At 65.4% G+C, this 12,498-nt stretch carries 10 protein-coding genes; 2 read left to right on the forward strand and 8 right to left on the reverse strand.

What is annotated here, in order from left to right:
- Nucleotides 1–15 precede the first annotated feature (15 nt).
- The 4 genes from QMG52_RS15810 to QMG52_RS15825 all read right to left on the reverse strand — a co-directional run bounded on the left by QMG52_RS15810 (nucleotide 16) and on the right by QMG52_RS15825 (nucleotide 6,097).
- Nucleotides 16–1,332: a M20 family metallo-hydrolase gene (locus QMG52_RS15810; RefSeq protein WP_283561367.1), complete on the reverse strand. Its 1,317-nt coding sequence runs from the start codon at nucleotides 1,330–1,332 to the stop codon at nucleotides 16–18.
- Complete coding sequence (locus QMG52_RS15815; RefSeq protein WP_283561368.1) at nucleotides 1,329–3,011, reverse strand: amidohydrolase; 1,683 nt, start codon at nucleotides 3,009–3,011, stop codon at nucleotides 1,329–1,331. The genes QMG52_RS15810 and QMG52_RS15815 overlap by 4 nt, the downstream gene beginning before the upstream one ends.
- Nucleotides 3,008–4,678 (reverse strand): thiamine pyrophosphate-dependent enzyme, encoded by a 1,671-nt coding sequence (locus QMG52_RS15820; RefSeq protein ID WP_283561369.1) that lies wholly within the window; start codon nucleotides 4,676–4,678, stop codon nucleotides 3,008–3,010. Before QMG52_RS15820 ends, QMG52_RS15815 begins: the two co-directional genes overlap by 4 nt.
- A 93-nt stretch (nucleotides 4,679–4,771) precedes the next feature.
- On the reverse strand, nucleotides 4,772–6,097 hold the full coding sequence (locus QMG52_RS15825) for an MFS transporter (RefSeq protein ID WP_283561408.1): 1,326 nt from the start codon (nucleotides 6,095–6,097) through the stop codon (nucleotides 4,772–4,774).
- Nucleotides 6,098–6,267: 170 nt separating this feature from the next.
- On the opposite strand from QMG52_RS15825, the gene QMG52_RS15830 reads away from it, so the two are divergent.
- Nucleotides 6,268–7,452, forward strand: a complete 1,185-nt coding sequence (locus tag QMG52_RS15830; RefSeq protein ID WP_283561370.1) for an RsbRD N-terminal domain-containing protein — start codon at nucleotides 6,268–6,270, stop codon at nucleotides 7,450–7,452.
- Nucleotides 7,453–7,800: 348 nt separating this feature from the next.
- Here QMG52_RS15830 and QMG52_RS15835 read toward each other — a convergent pair whose 3' ends face one another.
- Together QMG52_RS15835 and QMG52_RS15840 are read right to left on the reverse strand one after the other, a co-directional pair.
- The gene (locus QMG52_RS15835) at nucleotides 7,801–8,256 is read right to left on the reverse strand and encodes a TA system VapC family ribonuclease toxin (RefSeq protein ID WP_283561371.1); all 456 of its coding nucleotides are present in this window, start codon (nucleotides 8,254–8,256) and stop codon (nucleotides 7,801–7,803) included.
- Nucleotides 8,253–8,495, reverse strand: a complete 243-nt coding sequence (locus QMG52_RS15840; protein ID WP_283561372.1) for a ribbon-helix-helix domain-containing protein — start codon at nucleotides 8,493–8,495, stop codon at nucleotides 8,253–8,255. Before QMG52_RS15840 ends, QMG52_RS15835 begins: the two co-directional genes overlap by 4 nt.
- A 778-nt stretch (nucleotides 8,496–9,273) precedes the next feature.
- Between QMG52_RS15840 and QMG52_RS15845 the strand changes: the two genes are divergently transcribed.
- Entirely contained in the window at nucleotides 9,274–9,948 is a 675-nt protein-coding gene (locus QMG52_RS15845; RefSeq protein WP_283561373.1) for a ScbR family autoregulator-binding transcription factor, read from the forward strand.
- 492 nt (nucleotides 9,949–10,440) lie between these two features.
- Here QMG52_RS15845 and QMG52_RS15850 read toward each other — a convergent pair whose 3' ends face one another.
- Together QMG52_RS15850 and QMG52_RS15855 are read right to left on the reverse strand one after the other, a co-directional pair.
- Nucleotides 10,441–11,487: an aldo/keto reductase gene (locus QMG52_RS15850; protein WP_283561374.1), complete on the reverse strand. Its 1,047-nt coding sequence runs from the start codon at nucleotides 11,485–11,487 to the stop codon at nucleotides 10,441–10,443.
- A gap of 51 nt (nucleotides 11,488–11,538) precedes the next feature.
- The gene (locus tag QMG52_RS15855) at nucleotides 11,539–12,495 is read right to left on the reverse strand and encodes a ribokinase (RefSeq protein ID WP_283561375.1); all 957 of its coding nucleotides are present in this window, start codon (nucleotides 12,493–12,495) and stop codon (nucleotides 11,539–11,541) included.
- Between the last annotated feature and the right edge of the window lie 3 nt (nucleotides 12,496–12,498).

Here is a 12,498-nt window from a genome sequence, read left to right on the forward strand (position 1 = left end):
TGCACGAGCTCGCCCCTATTTTTGCACGAGCTCACCGTTCACCATCCGGCCCGCGACTTCGGTGAGCATGGCCAGTCCCGCGAGCATGTCAGCGTCGCTGGTCAGTTCGCGTTCGTTGTGGGAGATGCCCTCGACGCTGGGCACGAAGAGCATGATGGTGGGCACCATGTCCTTGAGGTTGGTGGAATCATGTCCAGCCAGGGTACGGACTATGCCGTATCCCAGACCGAGTTTATCGGCGCTGGCGGCGGCCAGTTTCATGCCCGCCTGATCGTAGGTTTTCGCGTCCCATGCGTGCTCTGCGCCGCGTTCGATCCGGACGTCGGCAAACGCCTCAATCTCGGCCGCCCGCCGGTGCAGCTCGGCGTCGGCCGCCGCCAGGACGTCCGGATCGGTGCTGCGCACGTCCACCAGAAGGTCCACCCGGCTGGCCACCACCACGGGGGAGTTGGGGAAGACGGTGAACTCCCCGCAGGAGGTGATGACCATATGCTCGTCGGTGCTGAACCGGTTGGCGATCTCCCTGGCCGCGACCACCAGCGCGGAAGCCCCCAGTAGGGCGTCCTTGCGGTCCTTGATCACGGTGGCACCGGTGTGCCCCTGCTCCCCGTGGACCACGAACTCGTATTTGTTCGCCCCCCAGGTCGATTCAACGAGGCCGATACTCAAGCCGGCGTCTTCGAGCGAACGCCCCTGCTCGATGTGGATTTCCACGTACGCGGCGACGTCGAGCCGGAAGTCGCCGCGGGTGCCGATGGCGTTCAGTGCCTCCCGGACCGTCACCCCGTGCGGGTCGCTGGTCGCCAGGGCTTGTTCGGCCGGGATCTTTCCGGTGAAGACGGAGCTGCCCATCATGGAGGGTTTGAAGCGGCACCCCTCCTCGTTGAACCAGTTGACTACGGCGATGTTGAACATCGGCTCACCCTCGGCGGCCGCAGCCTGCTCCATGAGCTCGATGGCGGCATGAGCGCCGGCGAGCACCCCATAGGCGCCGTCGAACCGGCCGCCCATCGGCTGTGAATCAAGGTGTGATCCGATCGCCACGTACGGGGCACCGGGGGCGAGCTCAAGGAGCGCGAACTGATTGCCCACTTCGTCGTAGCGGATCACGAACCCGTGCCCCTCCATGAGCCCGCGGAACCAGAAGCGGGTCTGCCCGTCCGCGGCGGTGCCGGCCTGCCGGTCGACCCCGCCGCCGGCGGTGGCCCCGATTGTGCTCATCGACCGGAAATCGGCCAGGAACGCGTTGTTCCGGGCCGTATGGTTCCGGAACGTACTGTCCCGGGATTTATGGTCCCGGGACCCATTGTCACGGCTTGGGGATGTTGTCATTTGGTGTCTCCGTTCGGAAGAAGAGCTGGGTTTCCGCCATGCTGCTCATAGCTAAAGGTGCCGCCGAGAAGGGTGGCGACGACGTCGAGCGCGCCGATGTCCGGTGCGGTCAGCGGGGAACCGGAGAGCACCACGAAGTCGGCGAGCTTGCCCACCCGCAAGGTGCCGCGGTCGCCGTCGGTCCCGGTGGCCATGGCCGCCCATTCCGTATAGGTGCGCAGCGCCTCCTCCGGGGTGAGGCGCTCGCCGGCGCCGCCCAGGATCAGGCCGTTCTCGGTGGTACGGTCCACCCAGGACTGCATGCCCCGCCGCACGTTGTTGTCGGCCACCGGCAGGTCGGAGCTCCCGGCGACCAACACTCCCGCATCGACCAGGGAGCGGCCGCGGTAGAGCCAGCCTTCCCGCTCCGGCCCCACGAGTTCGGCAAATTGGTCGCCGAGCGGCCCGATGAACGCGGCCTGCGGAGTGACGGCGACGCCGGCCGCGGCGGCCCGTTCCACCTGGTCCGGGCGGGCGATGCCGAAATGCTCGATCCGGTTGGGCAGGCAATTGCGGCCGTACCGGTCCTGGCAATGCCCGATGATGTCCAGGGCCAGGTCGATCGCGGCGTCCCCGATGGCGTGCAGGGCGATCGGCCAGCCGGCGCGGTAGGCGTCGCTGACCTTGTCCCGGTACGCCTGTGGACTCTCGAGCAGATAGCCGGTGTTGTGCGGGTGACCGCAATAGTCCTCGGTTACGGCGGCCGTGGCACCGAGCAGGGATCCGTCCATGAAGACCTTCACCGGGCCCAGCGAGACCCATTCGTTGCCGAAACCGGCAATCGCCCCCAGATCCAGGCCCCGCCCGGTTCCTTTCCCGTGCATGTCCGCCGCGTTGGCGGATATCGGATGCAGCGCGTCAAGGGCCGGCATCAGCTGGGCGCGGGCCCGCAACCGCCCGGCGCGGTGGGCGGTGAGATAAGCCTGGACCTCGATGGGACTGTGGCCGATCCAGCCGCCGCCGATCCCGGCCTCGGTGAAACTGGTGATGCCCTCCGCCGCGTACCGGGTGGTGGCATCGTCCAGGGCCTTGACGATCTGCGGGATCGAGTAGGGCAGCAGCAGGTTCTGGATGATGGCCTGCGCGGATTCCTCAACGACGCCGGTGGGGGAGCCGCTGGCGGTCCGCAGCACCGCCCCGCCCTCGGGATCTTCAAAGCCGGGCGCAAAAACCCCGGCCAGGCGCAGAGTGGCCGTATTGGTGATGGAGGAGTGACCGGAGACGTGGCGCAGATACAGCGGCCGGTCCCCGGTGATGGCATCGAGCCGGTCAATATCGGGAAACGCTCCGCCGTGGTGTTTGTGGTTGAAACCGGTGCCCTTGACCCATGCGCCGGGATCATCGGCGAGGCGTTCCACCTCGGCCTCGAGGAGGGCATAAAGTTCTTCCATTCCGCGTGCCGGTTCCAAATCGACCGCGCTCAGTCCCAGACCCCACCACGTCGTATGGCAGTGTGCGTCGATGAACCCGGGCACCACGGTGGCACCTTCCAGCTGCTCGACCCGGGTTGCGGTGCACCCGTCCAGTTCTTCGTCGAAGCCGACGATCCGCCCGTTGAGCACCCCCACGCTGGACGCCGTCGGACGTTCCGACTCCAGCGTGATGATGTTGGCGCCACGGAGAATCAGGTCCAGTTTCATCGGGCTGCCCCGGCGCCCCGCTGGGCGGCGTACCCGTTATCCGCCGACGGGGCCAGGATGTCCGGGTCGGTGCGCAGATGCAGCAGCGCGGGCGGCCCGCTGGCCAGTGCCCGCTCCAGCGCCTCCTCGAAGTCACCGGTGTGCTCGACATATTCGCCGTATCCGCCGAAGGAGCGCATCCAGGCGGCGAAGTCCGGGTTGGTCATCTGCGTGCCGGAGGGGCGCCCCGGGTAATGCGCGCGCTGGTGTTGGACGATCGTGCCGTGAATCCCGTTGTCGATCACCAGCACCAGCGGGGCGCCGCCGTGGGCGAACGGAACCGCCAGCTCCTGGGCGTTCATGAAGAAATCACCATCCCCACACACCGCCACCACCTGGCGCTCCGGATAAACCAGGGAAGCGGCGACGGCGGCGGGCACGGCCATGCCCATCGCACCGTTCCGCGGACCCACCAGGGAACGGGCGCCGTGGTGGCTCAGATAGCGGTGACCCCAGATCGTCGCGTTGCCGGCCCCGTAGGTCAGCACCCGGTCCGCGGGCAGCCGGCGCTCCAGCACCTCGAAGGCCATACCGAGATCCACGCCGGCGAGGTCCACGGCGTCGCCGCCGTCCGGGCGGGGGGTCGCGAAACGTTCCTGGTCCGCGGCGAGCTCATCCATCCAGCCGGTCCCTCGTGTTCCCCGTGCGGCATCGGCTGCGGGCAGGGATGCGACGAACGTTGATGCCGGGGTGAGCAGGTGCTGGTCGATCCGGCCCGCGTGCATGGTGGCCTCCGGATCGGGCAGCACCAGCACCGTTTGCGCCCCGACGCCGCGGGTAAAACCGTCGCTCATCACATCGGAGCGGCCGGAGCCCACAAAAACCAGCAGATCGGCCTCATCGAGCCGGCGGGCCAAGGTGTCGGCCCTGCCGTACCCCAGCCAGCCTGCCCATGTGGGACCGTCGTGAGGGACGACGTCGTACGCCCGCCAGTCCGCGGCAATCGGCACGCGGGCGGCCGCCGCCCAATCCATCAGTGCCCGGCCGGACTGCTCGTTCCAGTCCTCGCCACCCACCACGATCAGTGGCCGGGCCGCCGCCGACATCCGGGCCGCCACCTCGCCCATTTCAGCGACCGACGGCGTCGCGCTCCCCACCTCGCGCGGCGGTACCGGGGTTGCCGCCGTCGTGCGTATCAGCACGTCCTCGGGCAGGCCGACGACGACGGGACCGGGCCGGCCCGACGTTGCCAGGTGCATCGCTTCGGCGACCATCTCGGCGGTCCGGTCTGCGTCGTCGAGGACGAAGACGCGCTTGGCGGTGGTCGAGAACCAGCCGGTCAGGCTGAATTCCTGGAAGGAATCCCGGTCCCGGTCCGCGGTCGGGATCAGGCCCACGAACAGGATCAGCGGCGTCGCATCCTGCCACGCCGTGTGCACGGCAATCATCGCATTGGCCGCGCCGGGACCGCGGGTGACCATGGCGACGCCGGGCATGCCGGTGAGCCGGGCCTCCGCCAGGGCCATGAACCCGGCGCCGCCCTCCTGGCGGGCAACCACGGTGTGGATGGGGGAATCATGCAGTCCGTCCAACACATCCAGGAAGCTTTCGCCGGGAACACTGTAGACGCGGGGCACGCCATGTGCTTCGAGCTGGCGGACCAGAAGATGGCCGGCTGATTGTGGCATGAGGTGATTCTTTCCTGTCGTGCTGGGGGGACGTGTCGCTCGGTGTTTGAAGGTTGCTCGGTTCTTGAAGGTTGCTCGGTACTTGAAGGTTGCTCAGTGCTTGAAGCCGGGCAGGCTCACGCTCATCCGCGGCGCGACGATGCCGGCGACCGCGGTGAAGAGCGACAGGAAGATCAGGATCGCTGCCGCGGGCCACCAGTGGTTGGCGGCCGAGGCGACGAGGCCCGTGGCGGCCAGCGGGATGAATCCGCTGATCATGCCGGCCACGTTCTGGGCGAAACCGACCCCGGTGTAGCGCGTGCGTGCCGGGAACAGGCCGGTCAGTACGGTTCCGGAGGCCGCATAGGGGAACGACAGGGCGGCCACGGCGAGGACCATGCCGAGGATTACCAGCACTTCGCTGCCGCTGGAGATGAGCATGAAGGATGGAACGGCGACGACGGCGGAGACAAGGCCGCCGTAGATGATCACCCGGCTGGCACCGAAGCGCTCGCCGAGGCGGCCGCCGAGGAGAAGCACCGGGATTTCCACGATGGCGGCGATCATCCCGCCCAGCAGCATGAGGCCGGCATCGTAGTGCAGGATCTTAACCCCGTAGTAGACGACAAACGCCGTGACCAGGTAGAAGCCGCCGACGCCCAGCAGCGCCGCGGCCATGCCCACAATGATGTGCTTCCATGACTCGACCAGGACGGTGCGGATCGGAGCCTTCTCTGTTTCGCCCTTTTCCAGCAGTTCGGTGAAGACCGGGGACTCGTCGAGGCGGCTGCGGATGTACAGGGCGATCAGCAGCATCGGGATCGCCGCCAGGAATGGGATACGCCATCCGAACGAATTGAAATTCTCCGCCGAGAACAGCAGGGTCATCACAAAGAAGCCGCCCGAGGAGAGGATCGTTCCGATCGGGGAGCCGATCTGCGGCAGTGCGGCATACCGTGCTCGCTTCTTCAACGGGGCGTTTTCCACGACCAGGGTCATGGCGCCGGACCATTCGCCGCCCACGAAGAGGCCCTGCACGGCGCGCAGCAGCACCAACAAGATCGGCGCGGCGATGCCAATGGCAAAATAGGTCGGCAGCATGCCGATCAAGCCGGTGACGACGCCAATGCCGACGATGGTGACCATCAGCGTCCTGCGGCGTCCGATCTTGTCCCCCATGGCACCGAAGAACATGCCGCCCAGCGGTCGGAACACCAGACCGACGCCGAAGGTGGCGAACGCCGCCATGGTCGCTGCCGTGGGATCGGCGCTGTGGAAGTACTGGGCATTGAAAATCAAGGCGGCCGCGGCGCTGAACAGGAAGAAGTCGTACCATTCCATGGCGGTGCCGATCATGGCACCGATGGCGACCTTGGTCGCTTCCTTGTCGGTGATGGTCCGGGTCGCTCCGGCTTCAACATTCGTGGGTTGGTACGTCATGGGATCTCCGCGGTAGGTCCATTTGGTGGTGGGAATGCAGGTCCGGCAGCGGCGATGCGCGGCCAGGAAATTGAATACTTCCGAGTCTGCCATTGTGGCGCAGCTCATACGGGCACGGAATGTCGCCAAATCTCCGCGGCCCATTGTGCAAAAGCACATATTCTAATAGTGTGAGCAACTGTTACTCGACCCAAACAGTGGGATCCGACGGGGCCGAGGCGCGGCGCTGGCATGAATTGCTGGACCGGCTCCTGGTGGCGGCCCTGACCGACACCTTCCTGGACCGGGTCCTGCAGATACCCAGTTACCGCCAGGCGCCGCTCCCGGCCAGCGAAATCCGAAGGACCGCGGCAACGTCGTTCGCGGCCCTGATCAAGAGTCTGCGGCACGACGTCGATTCCGCGGGGATGGAGGCCGAACGGCTGCGCATCGCCACCGAGGTGGGGGTCTCCCGAGCCCGTGCCGGTATTCCGGTCGAGTCCCTCATGTCCGCGATCCGCCTGGACTTCTCGGTGCTCTGGAGCGAGCTGACTGCCCAAGCCGACGAAGCCGACGCGGCCCTGCTGGTGCGGCACGCCGAAATTGTGTGGCATGTCGTCGACTCCTATGCCAGCCAGACGCAGGTCATCTACATCGCCGAGCAGCAGCGCATCCTCAACGAGGCGACGGCGATCCGGCAGGGCTATGTGGCCGCGGTCTTCGGGCCGGTCAATCCCACAACGGAGATGCTTGACCGGATCGCCAACGAACTGGGCCTCCACCCGGACACGCCCCTGGACGTCACGGTGGCGGCCGGCACCGAGGCAACGCAACTGCGCGTGGTCATCGCCCATGCGGCGCGGCGGGGCAGCGAGATCTTCACCCATCCTCTGGGGGATGCACTGGTGGCTTTCTGGCCCGTCGATGAACGCCCCGGTTCGGCCGTGCACGAGGCCGCGGAAGAGATCCGGCGTCTGCGCTGCGGTCTGGTCGAAAACGTGGCGGGACTACCGGCGCTCGCCTCATCCGCACGCATCGCCGGGGATCTCGCCAGCCTGATCAGCGACCGCGACGAAGGGGCCCTAACGCTCAAGCGGGCGTGGGCGAGAATCGCCCGCATGCGAATGGCCGAGGCCGGGATCCCCATCGCCGCCGACGTCGACACCGCCCTGGCCCGGTGTGGGGGAGCGGAGCGCGAACGACTTGTCGAAGCGGTCCGGACCTACGCGGCAACCGGCAGCGTGGGCGCCGCCTCGGAACAGCTCTTCTGCCACCGCAATACGCTGATGAACCGGCTGCGGCGGTTCCGGGAGCTCACCGGGATCGACGTCATGATCCCGGACCAGATCGCCCGCCTCGTCGTCGCCTGGTCCTGACCGGCTTGCCTTAGATCGGGACCAGCAATGGTTGGCGACCCAGTATCCGGCCACCGACGTGGGGAAGAAACAAAAAACGGCCCCCGGAAGGGGCCGTCGGACTACGGTCGTTGGACCGCAGCGGGGTATCTAGTTAAGCCAGCAGACTTTCGTGTCCGTGTGTCGTCCGCGACTGGCCAACAAAGGTAGGTTCGCCGTCCCCATCACCCCCCCCCAAAAAAAGTCTGCCCCTGAGGTGGCATATCAGCGGGTTGATCTCTGGCATTGCTTCGGGCGCCTGAGCAACAACAAGTCGCGGCCGTCAAGAGGATATTCAAGTGCGGCCTCAGTAACTGACCGCGACGCACGTCAGCGCTGTCCGTCCGCAGGATCGAACCAGGTCAATCCTGAAAACCGGGCGAATCCTCGATCTGCCGTCGCGAGACGAGCCCCGTGGGCAATGGCAGCAGCGGCGATGTAGGCGTCGGGCACCAGGTTGCCCTTGACGGCCCGATCGACGTCGATCAGTTGTGCGAACGCTCGCCACAAAGACTCGGACGCAGGCAACCATCTCGCGGAAGGAGCGCCGATCAGCGCGTTCACGAATTCAAGTGCGCGTCTGATGGGAGCAGGGGCCGGCATGATTTTCGGATGCGTGACGATGCGCACAAACCCGGATAGGACGGTGTCGAGAAGCGCGAACTCCTCTGCTACGGTCGGCACGGCTCCCCCCAACGCTTCGGCGAGCCACGGTGCATATGCCTCGTGCTGCGGTGCATCCGAGTCGAACGCGTACACCAGCACATTGACGTCGACGAGAATCACGTGGATTCATCCATAGTCGCCCACAGTGCCTCCCGGTCCGCGATATCGACGAGATAGCCGTCCGCGCTCTTGCCGTTCCATGTCGGGAGCTGAAGCGGTTTTCCCGCGTAGCGCTGAGCGGACGAAAGTCGTTGCCGGAGCGCTTCCTCCACGATGCTCGTGACCGTGCGCTTTTCGGTTGCCGCCGCCCGCTTCAATGCGTCAAAGAGCGCGTCTGGCAAGTTCAGCGTCGTCTTCATGCATACCAGCATACTCGTTCATATGGGCATATGGTTCGAGTCTGCATGGCGGTGCTTTCTCGCCTACGGAGAATCCCCCGGCGCTCGCCCGCGTCACCAACGAGTAGACCCGACGTCGTGATGGACCCAACTGCTCGGCAGCATCATCAGCAGTTTGCTTTCCCACAGTTCCCAACGCGGTGAACGGGGCGATCACGGCCGAACGTCGCCGGGCCAGCTCCGATGCCTCCTCCGATATGGATAAGAGACCACGCTCAACGATCGGAGTCTCATCTGCCTTCATCTCGTCCGCGATTCGTGCAGTGGGTTTTCCATTCTTTCTACCATCATCTCCTTTGCCTATCGCATTTCCGTAGGTTGTACGATGGGCTTGTCGTTCACCGCCCACGCGCTGCATCCCACGAAGGAGGCGCGGCCACGATGGCGGAGGCGCGGCGGACCGGAGCAGAAGTGCCGCAGGGAGGAAATCCGCCGTCGAATTGCCCAGGAGTCACAGTGGCGGTATGTGCCCATCGAGGACTTTTCCACGGCAGACCGAATGGACCCCCGGGTTCTCAGCGCGAGGCTTGAGGAACCGGGCGGCCCGGTCGGCCGTCTTGCTAGGATCGCAAGGAGGGGTGTCGTCGCGTTTTCGGAAGGGCCTGGAGATCCAGGCGTCCGATGAAACCGGAGGCACCGGGCGGAAGGATCCTCGCCGGGCGGCAATTTGGCTCCCGCCGGAGAGTTCATGATCGAGGGTCAGGCAAACATGACATCCGACTAGGGGGGAGGTTCATCAATGGTCCTTCAGGATCGAGCAAAGGCCACACGTGAGGCGATCCTTGCCGGTGCAGCGGCGGTTTTTGAGGAGCACGGCTACGGCAACGCCAGCCTGACCCAGGTGTCGGACGCCGCAGCGGTGACCAAGGGAGCCCTCTACTTTCATTTCCAATCCAAGGAAGTGCTGGCCAAGGCCGTCATCGAGGAGCAGCACCGGATGGCCCGTGCGTACAGCGAAGAACTCCTCAACGAGAACCGTCCGGCACTGGTGACGATGATCCTCATGTGCCGTGCCTTCGGGCTCCAGCTCGTCAATGAACTCGTTGTCAGGGCTGGCATCCGCCTGACCTTTGAAGCGACGGCGTTCGGTGCCCCCATGCCGGAACCTTATGAAGACTGGATCGCCACGATGGAAGACTTGGCGGATCAGGCCAAGAAGGAAGGTCACATTCGCTCCGGAGTGGATCCTGCTGCATTTGCCCGGTTCATTGTGGCGTCGTTCACCGGGGTTCAAATGGTCTCCGACGTACTGACCCGCCGCGCGGACGTCATGCTGCGCATCGAAGAAATGTGGGCGATCCTGCTCCCCGGGATTGTGCATGAAGATTTTCACGAGGATCTGAAGGCTCTGTCCGGACTGATTTCCGGTGATGGTTCCAGTTCGAAACCGGCAAAGGCTGCCACCCGGGCGTGAGACCTCGGGATGGGCGCACCAGGACCACCTCGTTCTCCACTGCGAGTTCGACGATGGACATGATGTGGTTGTCGGGACTGCTGAATCCGGCGATGAATCCGGCAACACCAGATTCGACAAGCATGGCATGGGAATGACCAGATTAAACCGGATGACCATATTGTTTCTAACTCGTCATTGGTCTATGCTCTTCTTTGGGGCTGCGGGTTTGATGGGAAAGTAGTTCGGCATCCGCGGACGTCCGAATGTGCCGGCGTTATTTTTGGGGGCGGCGGCAACCCCTTCGGTCCTTGGATTAGAGTCTTGGCTCAGAACTCTGGTGGTACGGCATTCGCGGCCGCAAAAGAGATGTGGCCAGCCGTATTGGGGGATCGGCTGGCCATACAATTAAACAGTACAGTACAGGATCCTCTGACGCAGTGCGGTGGGATTGGACGTCGACGCGGCGGAGGTTTGCTCCCGGGGAGGGTCACTTCCGTGCTGACGCGTAGGTCACCGCCGGCGGAGCTCGGGCGTCAACCAGAAATTGCTGAAACCAGCATCATCGGGGTTCACATTCACCCCGGGCGGCACGATTTCGTCGATGCGGTCGAGGGTGGATGCATCGAGCTCGAGCGCAGCGGCATCCAGCTGTGACTCGAGCTGCTCCATTGTCCGGGGCCCCATGATCGCGCTCGTGACCGCGGGGTGACGGAGCACGAACGCGATGGCGAGGTGCACGAGCGGGATGCCCAGTTCGTCGGCAAGTCCGCCCAACTTGTCCGCTGCTTCGAACTTGGCGGCTATCTTGGGGTTGCCCAGGTCGTAGCGACCAGGATCGCGATCGCTGCGATGGGTGGCCGGCAGATCCTGTCCCTTGCGGAACTTACCACTGAGCCATCCGCCCGCTAGCGGGCTCCAGACGAGGGTCCCCATTCCGTGCCGCTGCGTAGTCGGCAGCAGATCGGCCTCGATGCCTCGCGTGAGCACTGAGTAGGGTGGCTGCTCCGTGACGAAGCGTGCCAGGTGGCGCTCACGCGAAGTCCATTGGGCCTCGACGACCTGCGATGGCTGGAACGTGGACGAGCCGATGTAGCGCACCTTTCCCTGGGCGACCAAATCGGTGAGGGCGCCGAGACTTTCCTCGATGTCGGTGTGCTCATCGGGACGGTGCATCTGGTAGAGATCGATGTAGTCGGTACCGAGCCGGCGCAGGGAGTCTTCGACCGAGCGGATAATCCAGCGGCGCGAACCGCCACGATAGTTAGGCTGCTGTTTCATGCCGTTGAAAAACTTAGTGGCCAAAATGATATCTCCGCGCCTGCCGGATTGGGCAATTGCCTTGCCGACGATCTCCTCCGACTCCCCGAACGAGTAGATATCAGCGGTGTCAATGAAGTTGATGCCAGCATCAAGGGCGCGATGAATGATGCGGATCGAAGCTTCGTGATCTTTGTTGCCCCAATCGCCGAACATCATGGTGCCGAGGGCGAGGCGGCTGACCTCCACTCCCGTGCGTCCGAGGTACGTGGTGGGCTGGGCTGGGCTTTGCGCTGGCATGTTTTTCACTCTACGCCTGCGCTCGGCGGACGGTGCCGCCCAGTTCGATGACTAGGAAGAATTCGTTCTTGCGTCCGACGCAGCGAGGGCCGCGACGTCCGCCGCGGTGGGATAGGCCGCCTGGGTGCCCTTCTTGGTGGCCGCCATGGCCGCGGCAACGGAGGCGTACCGGGCGGCCGCCAGCAGGGAATCACCGGCGGCCAGGCGGGCGGTCGCCGCCCCGGTGAACGCGTCTCCCGCGCCGGTGGTGTCGACGGCGTCTACCCGGGTGGGTGCTATGCGCACCGCGCGGGTGGGCGAGGTTGAATCCAGCACCACCGAACCCTGCGAACCAAGCGTGAGAAGCACCTGGCCCAGCCCGCGCGCGGCAAATCTGGCCACGGCGGGCTCCCACTCGGACTCCGGGTCCTCCGCGGAGGGCAGGGTGAAACCGTCCAGGAACTCCGAGGCCTCGTGCGCATTCACCAGCAGCACATCCGTCAGCGCTGCCAACTCGGACGGAATGGACGCATAGGGTGAGAGGTTCAGCAGAACCTTCGCGCCGCCGTCGTGCCCAGCCTGCGCCGCGGCCTGCACAGCCTCCAGCGGAACTTCCAGGCACAGGCAGACCACCGCGGCGCCGGCAAACGAGTCCGCGCCCATCTGCTCCGGAGCCAGCGTTGCATTGGCGCCGGCGGAGATGATGATCGAGTTCTCCCCGTGGCTGTCAACGGAAATCACCGCAACACCCGTGGGCTCGGCGGTGCGGCGCACGCGGCTGACGTCGACCCCGGCGGCCGCGACGGAGGACAGCAGCATGGCCCCGTTGGCGTCGTCGCCCACCGCGCCGATCAGCGTCACCGAACCGCCCACCAGGCTGGCCGCCACGGCCTGGTTGGCGCTCTTACCGCCGGCGTTGACGGCAAAACCGGTTCCGCGCAGGGTCTCGCCCGGCAGCGGCAGGCGGTCGCAGTAAATGGTCAGGTCGGCGTTCAGCGAACCGGTCACAATGATGCGTCGGGAAGTCATGGC

The sequence above is a fragment of the Paenarthrobacter sp. PH39-S1 genome, from assembly GCF_030063245.1.
Lineage (GTDB): Bacteria > Actinomycetota > Actinomycetes > Actinomycetales > Micrococcaceae > Arthrobacter_M.

Bases quoted from the DNA above. Each gene is read 5' to 3' on its own strand.
- QMG52_RS15810 (WP_283561367.1), bottom strand. From the start codon at position 1,332: ATGACAACATCCCCAAGCCGTGACAATGGGTCCCGGGACCATAAATCC.
- QMG52_RS15815 (WP_283561368.1), bottom strand. From the start codon at position 3,011: ATGAAACTGGACCTGATTCTCCGTGGCGCCAACATCATCACGCTGGAG.
- QMG52_RS15820 (WP_283561369.1), bottom strand. From the start codon at position 4,678: ATGCCACAATCAGCCGGCCATCTTCTGGTCCGCCAGCTCGAAGCACAT.
- QMG52_RS15825 (WP_283561408.1), bottom strand. From the start codon at position 6,097: ATGACGTACCAACCCACGAATGTTGAAGCCGGAGCGACCCGGACCATC.
- QMG52_RS15840 (WP_283561372.1), bottom strand. From the start codon at position 8,495: ATGAAGACGACGCTGAACTTGCCAGACGCGCTCTTTGACGCATTGAAG.
- QMG52_RS15845 (WP_283561373.1), top strand. From the start codon at position 9,274: ATGGTCCTTCAGGATCGAGCAAAGGCCACACGTGAGGCGATCCTTGCC.
- QMG52_RS15850 (WP_283561374.1), bottom strand. From the start codon at position 11,487: ATGCCAGCGCAAAGCCCAGCCCAGCCCACCACGTACCTCGGACGCACG.
- QMG52_RS15855 (WP_283561375.1), bottom strand. From the start codon at position 12,495: ATGACTTCCCGACGCATCATTGTGACCGGTTCGCTGAACGCCGACCTG.